The organism is Butyrivibrio sp. AE2005 (assembly GCF_000686965.1).
GTDB classification, from domain to species: Bacteria; Bacillota; Clostridia; order Lachnospirales; family Lachnospiraceae; genus Butyrivibrio; species Butyrivibrio hungatei_A.
Window position 1 is genome coordinate 88,266 of the sequence record NZ_JMMD01000002.1, and the last position, 18,551, is coordinate 106,816.

The window sequence follows — 18,551 nt, forward strand, 5'->3', positions numbered from 1 at the left end:
TCCCTATAGTCATCTATATTATAGCAAAACCGCTAAAATACGCAACTTTCTAAATTATCAATAAACTGATTTCCAAAAACTAAATCATAATTTTATATATCAAACACATTATTTTTAGAGAGCTCATCATAAATCTTTTCTGCATCATAATCATCCGTATGTTTCATGACAACATCAACGATTTTCTTAATCTTATCTATTTCATCATCAGCTTCAAGCTCAGATGCAATAGTATATACATCCTTGCCCTTTGTGATTTTTTTGCACATCCACTTGATAAGCTGTATGTCCTCGCCTATTTTTCGTCCAATTCTTTTTTCTTCAATCACATTGATTCCCTTGAATCCTTCAAATAAATCACTCATATGGTGTTGGCCTCCTGTTTTCATCAATGCTGTTAAATATTTCTTGAATTTCATCTTTTGAAAGGCTTGGAATACAATCTACAATGACATCCAAAGAAATACCATTTTTATAATCAGTAGATATATAATAGCATAATAATAGGAGGAACCCAAAATGTGCTATCTTGTTGCCAAAGATATTAACAAACGTGGATGCATAGCTCTAAAAAGCAAAGCTTGGCCCAGCACTTATATCATTAAAAGCAGAACTTATTGCTCAAGTAGGCTTAGACCGGATAGACTTCCACTCCCCCTCTTTTAATTCTAAAAAAAGCTCATCATCCATTACTAATCATTCTCTGAACTCTTCAACCGAGGCTTTTCTGAATTTAAAAAAAACACTAATCAGCATTCCAACAAGCACAAGTCTTTCAGACAGTTTATTCTTTACATAATACACTTTATTAGGATCCCGTTGCACAAAAACATAGCGACTACTACGATATCCTTTCTTCCACAATCTATCATGCGGAAAGACAACAGTAACATCTTTCTTGGATGGTAATAGCTTTCCGTTTAATGTTATCTTCTTATAAAAAGGTAAATGGACATTCTTTTCTTTATACATGCATATAACTTCTTCAAATGAAATCAATCCATTTTGGAATGACATAATATCATCCTTGCATGTTCTAATACGATTATCATCTAAATCAGTAATCATCATCTTCTCTTGCCAAACTTTAACATATTTCAAGAGATATTGATGATGCGCTTCGGTATCCAATGATTCAAACCACTTACGCCCTTTCAGATAATCCATTATTCCCATGTAAATCAAATGCATTTTTAGATAACGGTTATCCAAACAATTACCAATCAGCATTCGGCACAGCCTTTTCTTTATAATACGGCAACTTAGTTCAGGTTCCAGTTTTGATGATAAAATAAGCGAATTACGAGTGTTGTAATAGGTTTTAACTCCAAGAAACTCAGTATCAAAGGGCTTATGCCATACTCCTATTCCATTGAAAAAGGCAATAGGATTTCCATTAAGTCGATTCCTCTTCTCGTATTCAATATCATCCATATGAATAAACATCTGCTTTATTGGAAGGTTATCCATTCTTACGGTATTAAGGCTGTAACAACAGCACCACCATCCGCTGTATCTTTGATACTCATTTTCTGTAGTACACATTTCCGGCATAATACAAGCTTCATAAGAGCGCAGATCAAGAGATGGTATCTCATTAGTTATATCCATATGCTCATACCACTCACCTGAAGCGTATTGTATAAAAAGATAATCCTGACGCCATAGAGCTCCACCAACAGTTAAATTCTTGTACTCAGGTTTTAGAAAACTCAATATCCCATATAATCTTATAAAAAGATCCGGATCAAACACCGCATCATCATCCATCAAAAGTATATGTGTTAAATGGTATTCTTCCTTTTGCTTAATAGCTTCTACCATTCCACGTGTAAAGCCTCCGGCGCCTCCCGTATTAGAATTTTGAATAACATGGATACTCTCGCCCGGAATTTCTTGATCATCTTCAACAAACTCTAAAAAATCTTTATTCATCATAAGGGTTCTGCCATTATCTACGATGAATACATGCATATGATCTGCAATTTTTGGCATTTTTCCGTCAATATCAGGAGTCGTCATCCAACTAATAAGAGATTTCATATTTCTAACCACATATTGTTCTCTCTTATAAGTACATATATTTACTGCAAGTTCAACAAAATCGCACGAATCATTTATCCCCATTTCACTGTCTAAAGCGCTGTAATATCCATTTAGCAACCATTCCTCAGAATAATCGCACACTTCTGCCTTGAACCACAACACCCCCTTATCAAAAGAGGCATAAGGTAACTTAATCGAAATCCTCTGCTCAATTTGCCGGCTAGGTACTTTCCCCGCAAGCCTTTCCATCCCACTTGGAACAACTGCTTCAATTAAATGCTCATCCACAACTTCTCTGTCGTGCATCACTACAATCTTTTTTATTCCTTTGACTTTCAGTTCAAGACTCATCTCATCTATCTCGCAATACTTCTTATGCTTCTCCAGATAAAAGAGATTAAAATATCCATCAAACAGAATAAAGCTCCCATCTCGATGGAGATAAAGAGCTTCTTCATTACATATTTGTTCAGTTGGATACAAGATTGATTGTAAGTTCATGCGCATTAGCGCCTCCATCACAATAAAGCTTTTTAAGAATTCATAAAGCTCTTATAATCTTCAAGAACTTTTTCCGGTTCGCCAATTTCCTTCAATTCTCCTTCATGTAACCACATTACACGATTGCAAAGCTTTTTTAATGTCTCAGCACTATGAGATACTATAAGTACTGTTCGCATGTCATTTTCAATCAGTTCCTTCATTTTATTAAAACTTTTCTGTGCAAACTGCTCATCACCTACAGATAACACCTCATCAACCAACATAATATCCGTTTCAAGCATTGCAGTAATCGCAAATGCAAGCTTAGAATACATTCCACTTGAATATGTTCTCACAGGACGATCTATAAACTCTCCTATATCAGCAAACTCGATAATATCTTCTTCTCGCGCATGTACTTCTGCCTCCGAGAATCCCAGTAACATCCCCGACAAAAGGATGTTTTTTCGACCTGATAAGTTTTCCTTAAAACCAACGCCAAGTGACATCAATGACACGCTATGACTATGAAGATCGATAGTTCCACTATTTGGCGCAAAAACACCGGCAATTGATCGTAAAAGAGTGGATTTCCCGCTTCCATTTTTTCCTATGATTCCCAGTATCCCTCCAGGTTCCACGGCAAAAGAAACATGCTTCACTGCTTGAAAAATTTCAGTGTGTTTATGCTTATGAAAAAGAGTGTCTCTTAAAGAAATATTGTTGAATAAACGATAATCAATACTTACATCTTTTACTTCAAGTGCATATTGTTCCATTAGCGTTCAACCTCATTCCAGTCTCAGATTGCCTTAACATAGCCATTCTCATTGCTATATACTGTAAAAACACCTAATGCAATGAGTATAATTGAGATACCGGTCCAAAATAGGAGTAACTGTATGTCAATCCCCTTCTCATACAATAAAATATTACGCATTGAGGCAATCAAAAAAGCTATTGGATTATACTTTTCAAGCACCTCTCCAAAAGGAGCCGGTATTCGTTTGGAAATATTATAAAATGTTCCTGTCATATACATAAACATCTGAAGTACAATACCGATAATGTATCCAAGATCTCTTACAAATACTCCATAGTGCATAATTATAGTTCCTATTCCAAAAGTTATAAGAAAAAGAACCACAATAATCGGAACAAACCATAAGATATTTACAGAAAGCGGCACGTGATAATAAATCATCAATAAAGCTGCCACACCAAATGAAATCAACATCTTAAATGTATTTACACACATCTTTGAAAGTAATAGCACATATTTGGGCATATATATTTTATTTATAATTCCCTTATTTGCCCTAACTATACCAACACTGGCTATTACATTTCTTGAAAAGAACCCCCACATTGTCAATCCCAGATAAATAAACGCTGTGAAATAATTTTCACTTATACGAAAAACAAATCCAAACATAATTGCATAAATAAACATCATACAAAGAGGCTCAATCAACCACCACATCCAGTTAAGATATGAACTCGATACTTCAGATTGAAGATCAGCTTGCGCAGAGCGAATGGCATATGGCGTATACTTATGAATGTCATTCACAAATCGTCTAATATAACGCTTTAATCCACCCAAAGTAATCTGATCTTCCGTAAGTAGGCATACTATAAAAGGAACGATAAATCCCAAAACTATTCCCAAGCCTATCCACTTAGCTCGAAAAGATATTGTCATATTTGAAGGATCAAGTTTCTTGACTCCCCTAAACCATGAAACAATATACAAAACACCATTCATCAGAAAGAAATAAACAGCAATAAAAAATAGTTTTCTTTTATCTGATAAATCACCATGTCTAAGATAATTATGTATAATCCATGCAAACAGCGTAGGAATAATCAGCATACATAAAAACAATAAGCTATTTACCATATATATACCTGCCAAATAAAATCAATCTAATACCTGTCTAATTCAACTGCATCTTTTACCACATAAGCTATTGTTCCATCATTTAAATCAACGGAAACCCATGAACCTAAATCTCTATGTAAAACAAAAACATTTCCCGCTTCGCCAAATCCAACAATCTTACTATTTCTATTAGGTAAATCTCTAAGATTTACACGTTCCCAACATATTTTACATTTGCCTCCACTCTCAATATTAAGTGCTTTTACTGTATCTTTTGTTAATGTAACCCCTTTTCTAATGAGATAAGCCCTTCTTCCGTTTTTTAAATCAATAGCTACCCAAGAACCATAGTTTCCAATATATGGAAATACATCCTCTTTTTTTGCTACATCAAGAATTGGCGCTTTAAAACTCGGTAATTCTCGTATATTTATGAGATCATATTGAACAACAACATTTTTAATATCTGTTTCAACGCTTTGAATCATATTTCCCAATAATTCCGGATGATATTTTGATGCACAAAGAAGCACTTCATCATAATAATGTGCTTCATTCATATTTTTATCTTTATCATCAGCCAAGGAAGAAAACCATTTATTCCGCTTCTCCTCTTTATATGTAGCCAGATTAAAGCTACCCCCCCACTTTTCCAGCACATCATCACCAAGTGCATCCAGTTCTAATAGTGTTCTTTTACATTTCATGCATCCCCCGCAATTTCCTGATTTAACCAAACATACTTGTAAGTAATTATAACATTCTTTCATTTGACTTATCTTTTCAACTTTTTCCATTCTGGTCCATTCCTGATTTGCACTGTAAAACTCAATACTTCCAGTACTTAACAAAGGTATAAACCATTTTTCAGAATAAGCAATATCTCCTTCAATTTTGAATTTAAAATCAGTTAAATTATACGTTGAAGAATAATAATATCTATGAATTCCCCTTTGAAAAAGTGTTGCAATCCCTAAATTTCTAAATGTATGAGTCCTATCAAAAGAATGCTCTCTAAAAAGATCACTGTGTTCCAAAACATCATCAACATTTGTCTCCACGACAAGAAGAGGATAGCCTTCTTGTTTGCAAAATTCGCGTGTTTTTTCCATTTGATGCTCAAATAGTTCTTGTCTACTTTCTTTAGAATGGCCCATAGTTTCATCATAGCCATGATGAGCTCCTACTTGAAAATATGTAAGAAGATTTAAGCGATATCCATCAAGATTGCATCGCTTTCCGTATTCATATAAAGTGGCAAATGAGTCTACACCACGCGACATTCCTGTTGCTACCCTATCCCCACAAAAACATGAGTCAATAAGTGGAATTTCAAGCTTTAATCTAGAAAGTGAGCGTTTATCAATAGCGTATAACTGAGGAATAATATGATAGCTCAAATTATAGTAAAGTTTTTTTGAAATTGGATATTTTGAGCATATTTTAGTATAACCATATTTCATTGCAGCAAAAAACAAAGTTATAATAACAGCATCACATCTATCAATGCATAAATAAGACTCAAATTCTTTTTCAAACAAATACCATAGAACTATTCTTTTCTTTTCCTTGGCACATACTTTTTCTAAATGGAATTCCATACGCATATGCTTTTTATCAAAATCAAACCATCTTATTTTTGCAATATTAAGAATTACCTCAGACATCACGCCCCTCCTACTCTTAATACAAAAATCATAATCTACATTGTTATTCTATCTAGCTATTTTTATTCCATTATTCTTTGCATATTTATCAGCATAAGATCCTCTCGGCGCATGAATTGTTAATGTTTCGCAGTTAACAAACGCCTCATCCCCAATCTGTTTTACTGAAGCAGGTATAAAAATATCCTTAAGTTTTTTGCAATTTCCAAATGCTCGATATCCAATATGTGTACATCCATCAGCAATTCTAACACTTTCTAAATTATCACACGTACTAAAGGCACTTGCATCAATAATCCTGACACTTTGCGGAACATCAATTTTCGTAATACAATTCGCTTTGTAAAATGCACAATACCTAATACTAGATAGTTTCGAGGGAAACTTAATTGATTGAGTATATTTACTTTTACAAAAAGTATTACTTTCTATACCAGTAATTGGAAGCCCTTCTATATAATCTGGAAATACAAGGTCAGCTATATTTGATTTTTTATTAAATATTGTCACATGATCAGTGTAGACACGATATTTAAAATTATCATCTTCTGCAACATGTGTTTTGAAATCGTAACGTTCAAATTCTTCGTGATACCATGTTCCCCAAATCATATCAACTACATGTTCTAATTCCATTGAATGGCTTCCTTTAAATAATGTAATATCATTAATTTTAATATTCTTTTTAATTAACAAGACTAATTCTTCAATACTGTTTGCATAATAAACAGGAATGTTTTTGCATTGTTTTACTTCTTCTGCAATATATGCAGCATTACTTCCATAACATATCAATAATTCAATGCATGATTCAGCAACATTTCTACCAATTGTTCTATGATACTCCTCAGCTTTATCCCCCACCTCCACAACATCTGCCAACACACCAATTCGTCTTCCTTTAGAAACAACCGGAATATCCTTAAATGCATTTAGTGCAACTGCTATAGACTCTGGCGAAGCATTATAACAATCTAAATACAAACCATATCCACCAAATCGCACATAGTTTTGTCTTATTCCACTAGTACGATATTTTTGTAGTCCAGATACTACCTCATCATCTGTCATCCCTGCCATTTTTCCAACCACAAAAGCAGCTACTGAATTAAGGATATTATGACGCCCAAAGCAATGAAGTTTAACATGTGTAATCATATCTCTATTTTTAATGTCAAATTCCAGAAATTCATTTTCATGGTGAATATTAATAGCACAATAATCTGCTTCTTTGTTATCTATGCCATAATAAATAATTTTTCTAGAACAGAGTTCTCGTGCATTCCATTGAAAATAATCATCTGCATTTAAAATCAAAGTACCATCTTTAGACATTCCATCTTGAACGCCCAGACAACTTTTTAATATACGCTCTTGTGAACCAAACGCTTCAATATGCGAACTACCAATTTTAGTTACAATAACCATATCAGGACGAACTAACTTAGAAATAGTTGACGCAGCTCCAAAAGGCGGCCCCTCCATTAATTCTTGTACATAAAATTGATGCGACTGCAATAATCCTTGGATAACAGTTCCAGAATATCTCACATTGTTTGCGCTTCCTGTATTTCTATGTGTAGAAAACTTATTACTTAATACCGAATAGACCATTTCTGTTTCAGTCGTTTTTCCTATACTTCCAGTAATACTCACAGTACATGGTTTAAAATTACTCCTAAGTGATGAAATGATTTTACAATATGCTTCGAATGGATTTTTATAAATCAATGTTGGGTAATCCTTATATTGTCTATTGGCAATTAGAAGTCTTGCCCCATTGCTTATTGCAATATCCGCCAATTCAGCGCATCTTTTATCCGGAGTAATATAATTAGGATCAGAACTGATTTCTGTAATAACAGCTACTCCATTATTTTTAGCATCCATTGCAAAATTAATCATAGTATAGTTTTCAAAATGATCTATAGAATTGCGTACACCTAAAACATCACATATATAATTAGTATCTAAGTAATCCGAACACTTTTCATGATGCTCATTTCTAGTTCGGCTTATAACTCCGATAACATTTTTTATATGAGATAGTGCAAAGCTATATTCTCTTTTTAAATCCCCAAAATCTTCTCCACCTAAAAAAGGAATAATCGGATAATTGATATAATATTTTTTATCAGGAACAAAACAAGGCACAAATTGTTCATCTGCAATATGAACGCGACCATTTTTCCTTTTTAATTCAATTTTTAATAAACCTGTTTCTCTACTATTACGATTAATATCGCTAGTAACAAAATTCCCTAAAGAAAAGCAACACGGAACAAATCGTCCATCGGAAGCTGTAATCAGCTCATGCGGTTGAAGAGAATGTGTATGCGAACCAACAATATAATCAGCTCCGCAATCTGCTATTTCACGTGCAATTCTCCTCATTGAATCACTAGGTTGAAATTTATATTCAGCATCGGTTCCCCAATGAATATAAACCAAAACAAATTCTGCCCCTTCACTTTTGACCAATTTAACATCATGTAAAACTTTTTCGGGTGAATATTCATTTAATATCTTATTTCTTCCAAGCTCAGTAAATCGGCTTTGATTCCGATTAAACCATGTCGAATATGCCATCACGCCAACTTTAATGCCATTTACATTTGCAATAATATAACGCTTATCATCATCAGGCTTAAAAAGTCCTGTTCTCATAATATTACACTGTTCAACGTGATGAATTGTTTCCATAACACCGCTAAATCCAGAATCTAAGTTGTGATTATTTGACATCACTAGCAGATCAAAGCCTGCAGCCTTAATAGCATCCAAAAACTCAATAGGAGAATTACAATGATACTTGCCATCAATTTTATATTGCTCACCTGTATAAGGAGCACTACTACATATCGTTGTCTCTAAATTACCCATTGCAAGATCCGAATTCTTAATAATGGATTGTACAAACGAAAAAACATCATAAAAAAAGAATCCTTCTCCGTTCTTATGTGACTTAAAAAGCTTATCTTCACATAACATATCACCAACACAAATCAATGTGGCTTCGTTACTTTTTTGAGAATTAATTCTTAAATATTCACCACTTATTTTCTTATATCTAGCATTATGGAAACATCTATCTATTGGATCAAAATGTGGAGTTTCAGCTTCATATATATTAGATTCATTTTTATCTGATAAATACTTATCCATCAATCCGTCTCCCATAATTACATCTTTACCCCACGTTCAACAGCATAATCACAAAGCATAGTAATAAGATTCGAATAATCAATACCGCTGGCTTCAAAGAGTTTTGGATACATGCTTATTTGCGTAAATCCAGGAAGTGTATTTATTTCATTAAAAACAACTTCTTTATCAGGGCTCAAAAAGAAATCTACACGAGCCCCGCCTTCACACCCCAGAGATTGATAAACACTAATTGCCGCATTACGTAGCTTGTTTGAAATTCCCGTAGGAATATTAGCCGGTATTTCTGTTCGTGATTGATCATTCTCGTATTTAGCATCAAAATCATAGAACTCATTTGCAGCAAAAACTTCTCCAACGCATGATGCAATAGGTTCTTTATTGCCAATAACAGCAATTTCAACTTCACGACCTATAACAGTTTCCTCTACCAATATCTTTTTGCAAACTTTCAACGCCTTTTCAAAAGCTTCACACAACTCCTTACGATTATGTGCTTTTGAAATGCCTACTGAAGATCCCGCCGATGCTGGCTTTACAAAAACAGGATTTTGGCTCCCGAATTTTTCTTCAATATTCAAAAACACTGACTCCGCATCATTATCAAATTCCTCTTTCGTAACAATAATATATTTAGCTTGCAATATACCAGTGTTCTCTACTATCCGCTTTGTAACTGATTTATCCATACTACATGCAGAAGCGCAGATATCAGATCCAACATAAGGAATACCACATAATTCAAATAATCCTTGTATTGCACCATCTTCGCAAAGTTGACCATGCATAACCGGAAAGATAACATCAATCGGAATTTCAACAATTTTATTATTATCGATAACCTGAAGTCCATTCATTGCTCTATTTGGGGACAAAAAGCAACTTTTATTCGTGGATAACTTTTCCCAGTTTTTATTAACTATTTCATCTGGAGATGCATCAGTAAGATACCAATTTCCAAATTTAGTTATTCCTACCACTAAAACATCAAACAAAGTCCTATCTATATAAGGAATCAACGAAGCAGCTGATTTACATGACACTTCATGCTCCGACGACATTCCCCCAAACAAAATTAGTAACGTCTTCATTGCTTCTCCTCTTTTTTTAGATTAAGTATATTGCCAAATAGATGATCTGCTTTCTTTAACCTTCCGGTATCAAGTCCAGCTGAAGGAGTAAACGTCAACTCCCCAAATATGACTTTCCCGTTTACATCATATAAATCTACTCTTACAAAAGGAAATGGCTTACAAAGCCCCTCTGCTATTTCCCACATTTCATCTAAATTGTCAGGTCGCGGAATCTTAAAATCTTCCGGGCAATTATAACTATCTCTTGTGAGTTGGCACATCTTCCACTTTTTATCAAAGAAAAAGAATTTGGGATCTTCATATCCGGGTTCATGACTATGTTTTCCATCGATTCTTCCAACACAAACAAGAACATATAACGCTTTCCCATTAAAACAATAAAACTTGTAATCTACTAAACTATCCCCCAAATATTTTTCACATATGATTCGTTTTGGTATTTTCTTATATTGAAATTCTGCGAATACAAGCCAATAATCTTCATTCATCCACTTATCCAGTTTCGTAAGGGCTTCTTCATAATCAAATGCACTTTTATCAGGGTAAAGCAGATTATATCCACAGCCATGATTGCATTTAAGAACAAAAGATGATGGTAACTTATCCCAGGTTATATCTTTTGCTTTTTTCCATACACCATATAGCTCATTTAGTATTTCGGGATAACCACACTCCGTAACATATTCTCGTACAGCATATTTGTCCGAACATTTTGATACAAGTAGATTGTTCCTATAAGTATTTAGTTTTAACCATGTAATCTTTTCATTTAAACCAATCGGATTAGATAAGTTTAAATCCTGGCCCAGTATTTTTTTAAATTGTTTTTTACAAAAATATCTAGGAAAAAATTCACATAAATACTTCATTAAAACTCTTCTTACATGAAGCATATTTTTTCCTTTCGCTATTTATCATTTAAAATGCGACTTACATTTTCTTTTCCAAGTGTATTAAGCGTTCTTCCCTCTTTACGTAAATCCCTTCCGAGTGCAGAGCTAGCAATTGAAATAAGCGAACTTGTAATAGGTGTATCTATCTCCAACTCCTCACCAAGAGCTTCTAACATTACAAGTCCCTGTGGCACATCTTCAGAAATATAACGCGAATCAACTTTCGTTGGTCCTTTAGCACGAGTATCCATTTCCGCATAATCTAAAAATACTTCTTTTGCATCAATTTCATCATCAAGGGAATTTCGAAACTTACATGCATCTACATATCTAATTCGAGGAAAGCCAAGTTTGTCCAAAACATTCATTTTTTCTTCATCAAGTGCTTCCAAAATTCGCCATGTTGCAGGATTATCACGAGTATATGCTTCATGATACATACAAAAATCTCCATGTGATTTTTCTATCCTTGGAATACTCATAACACTACCAACTGTATGTACAATCAAATTAGGGTTATGAAGCGCAGCTTCTACAATAGAGTTTAAATAAGTAAAACATTCTTGCATTTGATCAAGCTTTTCTATAGCTTCTTTTTTCCTCGAAATAGGGTATATTCCAATGGGGTTACGTACATTTCGAAATCCTACTCTAAATAGTCCCGGTTCAATGATTCTTCCATCAATAAAAGAGCTCTCTGCTTCTGCAATAATAATATTTTTATTACAATGCTTTAATGCATATGCTGTTGAAAGATACCCGGGATTAATTAGTAAAATCTGATTATCTGTTAGATATGGCGCCAACCGTTCGATTAGTTGCTCGTGATATCCTGTTTGGATATAGATCACAACAATATCCGTTCCTATAATTTGAGATATATCACGTGTTACCTTATGAATATTTACAGTCGTTATTTTTCCAAATTCGTTTAACGTCATTTTCCCATTGTTGGCTACAAGATATTCGAAATTATCCTCATGCATTGAATGGGATGTTTTTATCAGTGTAACCTCATGTCCTTTTACTGTAAGGTCTGCAGCAACTGCACACCCTGCGTTACCCGCTCCTAAGATTGATATATTCATATTTTTCCCCTTTTAATGGTTTGATACTGTAACGCATTTTTTTATCAATAATTTTGCGACGGAAAAAATCATTGATTTCATTGTTAAATGTTGCAACTTTATGAAGATCTTGATGGATATTGATTTCCAATATTTTAAATCCGTCTTCAGTAACAGCAATGTCAAAGCCAAGATATTCTAACTCACATAGATATTTACATATTTCTTTAATGCTTTTCTTTAAGTTTTTCCAATCAGGAATATAACCGCTTATCGGACATCCTGTGTCCGGATGATTGTCGCATGGAATATATCTATGATCTTTTAGCTGTTCAGGTTGAAATATTTTACCTGTTTCAATATCTACAAAAGCACATATTCCACCATATCCAACATTATCTGTATATCCAGAATCACCGGCCCCAATACGCATATAAGTTTGAAGAATACGTGGATCATAACCATGATCATTTATCACCATCATCCGCACAGTATTAACTGATTTAGGATATATTTTTTTAATCGCGCTATGCATTTCCAAATACTCAGTGATGACATAAAAAGATTTTGTTTCCATAATCAGGGATTCTAAACTACTTTTACTAATTTGTTCTCCGTTGGCATATAAAATCTCATTTTCATATTCAAGGCAATAAAACCCGTCTCCGTGAGCCCCTGCTGATGCTTTGAACGCCAATTTTCCTTTCTTTTTTAACATTTCAAGTACGCCATCAAATCCATGTGGTACATCATTCGGACAATCCCACATTTTACTTATTACTGTTTTTCCACTCCTTTTATAAACAGAAAAAAAGTATTGTGGAATGAATTCTTTAAATGGCTCCATAACATATCTAAACGTCGTTTTGTCATTGACCCATATCTGATAGTGATTATTTATTCGATTTAGCCAATAATAATCATAATCTGATAAGAAGTTAGAATAGTTATCTTTTGTTAAGCCATATTGATATAAGCGCCATGAAAAAAAACCGTGTCTATGTGCCCAAAACTTCTTTGGCAAAGAAACACCTTTGGTATGAAACATATCATCCCTTGCTGCTGTACGCCAAAGACCATACATAAACGGTCTCATCCCTTTACGGCAGAAAGTTCTTTGCTCAATTGAACGTATTTTCCTTCCAAGCGCAGCCAACTGTTCTTTTGCGGTGTTTTTTTTGAATTGAGTATCATATTTGTTTTTTAAATACTTATTAAGTTCATCTCCAAAGCACGTTTTCGGAAGTGTGGGATTCCCCGAAAAGCGCAGATATGTATATTCACGAGAGTTATTTATTGCTATCGATGTTGAATAAAATGCCAATTGTGGAATTGATTGGGCATCACAACAAATATCTTTCTTAAGTTGATTCCAATTTGGAACAAAAAGCGTTTTATTCTGATATACAAATGTTCCTTTATCCAGATTGATTGCTATAGCAAAAGGCTTTATATTCTCTATATCATCACTTTTTTCATATATCCAAATTTCTGCAGCCATAATTTGGGGTAAAGGTGAAAAATCATTAGCAACCCAAAACTTAAGCGCATGATTAAAAGTAGTTCCACCAAAATCAAAACAAACCGGTACAACATCTGCCAAAATATAATTACTTCTTAGATCATTAATTATTTTTTCAATTGTTTCTGCATCAATTTCTTCCTCATTGCAGAAATATTTTTCTGTTTCATCATTTTTATAAGAAAGTGCATATCTTTTTGCATTACTATTCCACCATGATGGTCTAAGTTCTAAATCTCCTTTTTGGCGTATAAAATCCAGTAAATCACTTATGGTGTATTCTCGGTCTTCCTGGCCTTTTTTTAAAATAAGCTGTCGCCCTTCACGTTGTATAATACTAAAATAGATATTTCTAAAATGCTTACCTGCCGGTAGCATAACTCGCTGTGTAGTCAACATATCTGTTAACCATTTGCTGAAATCTGAATTGATTGGTGTAAGGCAACAGTATTCAAAATCGCTTATATAATCAACTTCATGCTTATCTGATAGCCCCCATCTGGCAACACTTGTACTTAAATATCCGCGCTTACGCCAATATCTTATTGTATTAAGATTATATTCTTCGTAATGTTTCTTTTTATCTCCGCGTACTTGCCAATACCATTTTCTGCCAATCTGATGCGGAATACCTTTAAATACAAGTGGAACAGCAACGCATTCAAGTTCAATTTTCCTAAGCATGTTCATACGTTTTCATCACCTCTATGTTGTGAACACATATATTTCATATTTTCAATTTTTTTATCAGAAAGCCTTCAAAACTACTATTCGGAATAAGCATAATTAATATATATTGCAAAAGTTCTTTTCGACGATAGAACTTATTACTCGACTGTCCTGTTATTCCAAGTTCTTTAAACCACTCAGTCTTAAGCTTTTTATATAGCAATGGTCTTGTCTGTCCGTGCATTGCATTTAGATTTTCGAGAGAAAAACGTAAACTATAATTTATATAATCCTGTTCAAAGCGCTCATAAAGATTCCTATCTTTTAGACAATCTCGTAAAGCAAGTAAAGCTTGATAAAAGCATATATATGACTTTTCTCTTGTTGCTTCCAAAGAAGTTGGAATACGTATTCGATGATGAGCAAAAATATCATCCATAATTGTTATTCGCTTTGCACTTGCCAATGCCATATATGTAAATAACAAATCATTTGTCGTTCGTTGTTCTTGAAAATGTAATCCATTCGCCTTTACATATTCATGTAAAAAGAGCTTATCCCAAGTCCATCCAACAAATGCAGAAAAAAAATCACGTGTAATATCAGTTCCTGCAAAAGCTGTAGATTCAGGCATATATTTCTTTGAAACAGAAAAACTTAGTTCGCTATATGAATTACTTTCTGTATTAAAAGCGTCAGATCTATATACAACAATTTCTGCATTTTCTTTTCGAGCTTTTAAATAAGCTTTCTCCAACATAGAAGAATCAAAAAAGTCGTCAGCGTCTAAAAAAGAAAGGTATTCTCCGCTGGCAATAGACAGTCCTTTGTTTCTTGCTGCCCCCGCGTTAGCGTGCTTCTGGTAAACGACACTTATTCGAGAATCCTTATTCTCATACTCTTTTAAAATAGATACAGATTCATCTGTTGATCCATCATCTACAAAAATAATCTCGATATCTTTAAGTGTTTGATTAATGATACTTTCAATACACTCTCTTAAGTATTGCGCTGCATTATAAACGGGGACAATAACCGACACCTCTGGTGTTTCTATATGTTTTATTTTATTCTCGCTCATATTTAGTTTTGTCCCCAAAATATAGGGAAACCGCCGTCTGAACAGACGTAAAGAAATTATTTGATACACAGATTGCTTTTCTATAAATGCCCATCATAAAAGTGTTCCCCTCAACAAGTACTCTTCTACTAACGCAATACAATAAAGCTATTTGTGAACTAAAAAATATAATAAATTTGAAACTTGGAAATTATTTTAGAACTTTTATCTATCGAACTATTACCATTGTACCGCTTATAAGTTAGCAGCGCAACGATAATATCAATGTTTTTTATCGATATAACAAAGAACAGCCCAGAGCATGCGGATCTGAGCTGTCACTTCTTAAACTATTCAAATACCTTTGTGGTATAATCTTCAAGATTATGAAAGAAACCAACCACATAAATTATCTTATCATCTACCCGAAAAATAAGTTTGTAATCCATTTCTGAAACAAAAGCTTCTTTATAGCCGCAGCTTTTAAGAAAACCATCTTTGCTATCAGCAAATTGAAATGGGGTTTCTTCTAAACGATTATAGATATCTTCAATCATGTCAAGCAAATGTCCTGTAGCATTAGGATTCTTCAATATATTATAGATATAGTATATATGAGAATCAATCAATTCATTAGCACGTTCTGTAACAATAATTCTATAAGTCATACTTCTCCCTTATAGATGAAAGTGCTGTTCTTGCATCCTTAACTTTGCCATTCTTTATTTGCTGTTCTGATAATTCTAATTCACTATACATTTTAAGCTTCTTTTGAGTTGATTCGTATAACTCAATACTCATCAGAACCATATCACCATATCCATTTTTAGTGATATAAATTGGTTCATCTGTTTTATGACATTTTTCAGAAATCGTGGATGTATCTTTTAAATCTTTAATTGGAATAATCTGTGGCATATAATCTCTCCTTTTTGATGATTATGGGATAATTATACCATATTTATGTCTTTATGTATAAATTTCTCTGCATGAAAAGACACTGCCGTAGCATAAAAACCTTTACAAAAATCCTTGTATTCTTTCCCTGCTGAAACATCTATATTATCAAAAACATATATTGTCCCATGAAATAAAGGTTTCAATTAATTCTGCCCCCTTGCATCTGAATATAATCCTGTAAATCATCAATAATACCTTGATTTCCGGTAGAATTATAATTTTCATAGCAAACATCAATGTAGCTTAGCACGTCATATTCTTTTAATATATCTGATAGCTCGGAATACGTTTTGTTCCAAGCCTCTGCTAAGGCCGGTATCAAAGTCAGTTGCATATTAAGAACTTCCTTATCTCTTATACGCATATAGCAGAAGACCTCCTTAATCATATCAAAAATAAAGTTGACAATGATAATATATTATGCCATATCTACTCCCTTATATAAAACACCACGATTTTAATATAGTACTGTATAATTAGTTTCTTCTAATATTGAAACAATACGATTTACCTTATCCATAGATTCTTTATCAGACCTTTGCATAAGTTTGACAAAATCAATTATTATATCCATTCTATGAATCATAGATTTATCTGTGCTTGTTTCCTCAGAATCAAATTCAATATAATTTAAAAGCCTTTTTCCAACACAAACTTTTTTATAACGATCGCCATACCTTTTTTCATCCAATAAGTAACTACTTATCCCCCTAAGATGATTTCCGACAGCAAATGTATCAACTATCTTCTCAGGAATATATATTTCGACAAATACTTTATCATCTGATGTAGGCATAGGATACTGTAACTGTACATCATATCTGGAAAACAAATTAAGTCCTGCATATTCTGCAGCCTTTCGAATATCTTGGATATGGTCAATAGCTTTTACAGAATTATTTGCAAACTCTAGTTGAATCTTTTTTGTAACCATTCTCTCCCTCCTTCATATCTAATAATATTATTATTTGCACCAATAATATAACAATGCAAACTGCAATTGTCAAGAATCAAGAATTCTAAAATAGTACATTTCAAGACAACACTTCACTGCTGATTATAGAAAAACTTTTGGTTTAATTGAAGTAGTACATCCTTTATGGTATATTGAAGCTAATAAAAGATAAGGATGCATTCAATGGATACCATAAAACTACTTGAAAACAGCGGTTTGTCAATTGAGGCTTTAACAATGCTGTCATATAGAACAAATCTTCCTAAAAATCTAAAACGAAATCTTCATCATTTCGATAAAGTTGCTCTTTTAGAAGATGTAAAAAACGCAATAAGATTTTTAGATTATCAAGGTGAGTTGCTCGAAGATATTGCCATTGATTATAGAATAAAGTCAACACAATCAGCTAACCACAAATACGAACGCTATTATCCTGACGCATTAACAGAAAAGGTCTTCAATGATTTGCTTGGATTCAGATCTCTATGTGATTCTTATTCTGATATATTAGCTTTATCAGATGAAGCAAACTTTAGAGTTGCTGACATGACAAAAGGCAAAGCTAATGACGATGGATACAGAGGAGTTCATGTTTATTTTCAAGTTGACCACTATCACTATCCTATTGAAATACAATATAATACGTATTATGATAGGCAATTAAACAATTGGCTCCATTCCTTCCTGTATAAAAAAGGATATGATAACAGCATCGGAACAAAAATGCGTCAGGAATATGAATTAGGAAATATAAAATCCGATATAGATTTTGAGGAGGTACTTAAAGATGTGCTATCTGGTTGCTAAAGATATTAACAAGCGAGGATGTATAGCTCTTAAGACAAAGCATGGCCCCGCACTTGTATCATTAAAAGAAGAATTGATTGCTCAAATAGGTCTTGATAGAATTCAGCTTGTTACCATCAGTAGACCTACTGCATATGGCGAATATGCACCATACAGCTTTGTAAAAACTGAAGACGAAATGAGAGAAGCTGTTCTTCATATGTAATATTTGCCAATGAACTATAAAGTGCCACAGAACTAATCTGATTACAACAATATCATTTTAGTTATGTGGCACT

At 33.5% G+C, this 18,551-nt stretch carries 19 protein-coding genes; 3 read left to right on the forward strand and 16 right to left on the reverse strand.

Annotated elements, in window-relative coordinates; genetic code table 11:
- Positions 1-92: 92 nt before the first annotated feature.
- Positions 93-365: a hypothetical protein gene (locus DL92_RS0102455; protein WP_026666796.1), complete on the reverse strand. Its 273-nt coding sequence runs from the start codon at positions 363-365 to the stop codon at positions 93-95.
- Positions 366-519: 154 nt separating this feature from the next.
- On the opposite strand from DL92_RS0102455, the gene DL92_RS21850 reads away from it, so the two are divergent.
- Positions 520-666, forward strand: coding sequence for a DUF6718 family protein (locus DL92_RS21850; RefSeq protein ID WP_442856117.1), 147 nt, complete (start codon positions 520-522; stop codon positions 664-666).
- A gap of 30 nt (positions 667-696) precedes the next feature.
- On the opposite strand, the gene DL92_RS0102460 is transcribed toward DL92_RS21850, so the two are convergent.
- The 15 genes from DL92_RS0102460 to DL92_RS0102530 form a co-directional block, all read right to left on the reverse strand.
- Positions 697-2,547 carry a glycosyltransferase family 2 protein gene (locus DL92_RS0102460; protein WP_197027231.1) on the reverse strand — a complete coding sequence of 617 codons (1,851 nt, stop codon included), beginning with the start codon at positions 2,545-2,547 and terminating at the stop codon, positions 697-699.
- A gap of 32 nt (positions 2,548-2,579) precedes the next feature.
- Entirely contained in the window at positions 2,580-3,308 is a 729-nt protein-coding gene (locus tag DL92_RS0102465) for an ABC transporter ATP-binding protein (protein WP_026666798.1), read from the reverse strand.
- 23 nt (positions 3,309-3,331) lie between these two features.
- The gene (locus tag DL92_RS0102470; protein ID WP_242845826.1) at positions 3,332-4,432 is read right to left on the reverse strand and encodes an ABC transporter permease; all 1,101 of its coding nucleotides are present in this window, start codon (positions 4,430-4,432) and stop codon (positions 3,332-3,334) included.
- Between the two features lie 26 nt (positions 4,433-4,458).
- Entirely contained in the window at positions 4,459-6,081 is a 1,623-nt protein-coding gene (locus tag DL92_RS0102475) for an SH3 domain-containing protein (protein ID WP_026666800.1), read from the reverse strand.
- Between the two features lie 48 nt (positions 6,082-6,129).
- A complete protein-coding gene (locus DL92_RS0102480; RefSeq protein WP_026666801.1) occupies positions 6,130-9,246 on the reverse strand; it encodes a CapA family protein in 3,117 nt (1,038 codons plus the stop codon).
- Positions 9,247-9,263: 17 nt separating this feature from the next.
- Positions 9,264-10,337, reverse strand: a complete 1,074-nt coding sequence (locus DL92_RS0102485; RefSeq protein ID WP_026666802.1) for a D-alanine--D-alanine ligase family protein — start codon at positions 10,335-10,337, stop codon at positions 9,264-9,266.
- Positions 10,334-11,233, reverse strand: coding sequence for an ATP-grasp fold amidoligase family protein (locus DL92_RS0102490; RefSeq protein ID WP_026666803.1), 900 nt, complete (start codon positions 11,231-11,233; stop codon positions 10,334-10,336). Before DL92_RS0102490 ends, DL92_RS0102485 begins: the two co-directional genes overlap by 4 nt.
- A gap of 14 nt (positions 11,234-11,247) precedes the next feature.
- Positions 11,248-12,321: an NAD/NADP-dependent octopine/nopaline dehydrogenase family protein gene (locus DL92_RS0102495; protein WP_026666804.1), complete on the reverse strand. Its 1,074-nt coding sequence runs from the start codon at positions 12,319-12,321 to the stop codon at positions 11,248-11,250.
- Positions 12,293-14,512 (reverse strand): sugar-transfer associated ATP-grasp domain-containing protein, encoded by a 2,220-nt coding sequence (locus DL92_RS0102500; RefSeq protein WP_026666805.1) that lies wholly within the window; start codon positions 14,510-14,512, stop codon positions 12,293-12,295. Before DL92_RS0102500 ends, DL92_RS0102495 begins: the two co-directional genes overlap by 29 nt.
- Positions 14,513-14,549: 37 nt before the next feature.
- Positions 14,550-15,572: a glycosyltransferase family 2 protein gene (locus tag DL92_RS18025; protein WP_081816811.1), complete on the reverse strand. Its 1,023-nt coding sequence runs from the start codon at positions 15,570-15,572 to the stop codon at positions 14,550-14,552.
- 329 nt (positions 15,573-15,901) lie between these two features.
- Positions 15,902-16,219, reverse strand: coding sequence for a type II toxin-antitoxin system RelE/ParE family toxin (locus tag DL92_RS0102510; protein WP_026666806.1), 318 nt, complete (start codon positions 16,217-16,219; stop codon positions 15,902-15,904).
- Positions 16,209-16,469 carry a type II toxin-antitoxin system Phd/YefM family antitoxin gene (locus tag DL92_RS0102515; RefSeq protein WP_026666807.1) on the reverse strand — a complete coding sequence of 87 codons (261 nt, stop codon included), beginning with the start codon at positions 16,467-16,469 and terminating at the stop codon, positions 16,209-16,211. The genes DL92_RS0102510 and DL92_RS0102515 overlap by 11 nt, the downstream gene beginning before the upstream one ends.
- 32 nt (positions 16,470-16,501) lie before the next feature.
- On the reverse strand, positions 16,502-16,654 hold the full coding sequence (locus tag DL92_RS21780; protein ID WP_081816812.1) for a DUF3990 domain-containing protein: 153 nt from the start codon (positions 16,652-16,654) through the stop codon (positions 16,502-16,504).
- Positions 16,651-16,875: a DUF3791 domain-containing protein gene (locus DL92_RS0102525; protein WP_026666808.1), complete on the reverse strand. Its 225-nt coding sequence runs from the start codon at positions 16,873-16,875 to the stop codon at positions 16,651-16,653. The genes DL92_RS21780 and DL92_RS0102525 overlap by 4 nt, the downstream gene beginning before the upstream one ends.
- A 93-nt stretch (positions 16,876-16,968) precedes the next feature.
- Positions 16,969-17,445 (reverse strand): hypothetical protein, encoded by a 477-nt coding sequence (locus DL92_RS0102530; protein WP_026666809.1) that lies wholly within the window; start codon positions 17,443-17,445, stop codon positions 16,969-16,971.
- Between the two features lie 204 nt (positions 17,446-17,649).
- On the opposite strand from DL92_RS0102530, the gene DL92_RS0102535 reads away from it, so the two are divergent.
- Positions 17,650-18,273, forward strand: coding sequence for a nucleotidyltransferase family protein (locus DL92_RS0102535; protein ID WP_034468345.1), 624 nt, complete (start codon positions 17,650-17,652; stop codon positions 18,271-18,273).
- The gene (locus tag DL92_RS0102540) at positions 18,254-18,478 is read left to right on the forward strand and encodes a DUF6718 family protein (protein WP_026666811.1); all 225 of its coding nucleotides are present in this window, start codon (positions 18,254-18,256) and stop codon (positions 18,476-18,478) included. The genes DL92_RS0102535 and DL92_RS0102540 overlap by 20 nt, the downstream gene beginning before the upstream one ends.
- The last annotated feature ends 73 nt before the right edge of the window (positions 18,479-18,551 follow it).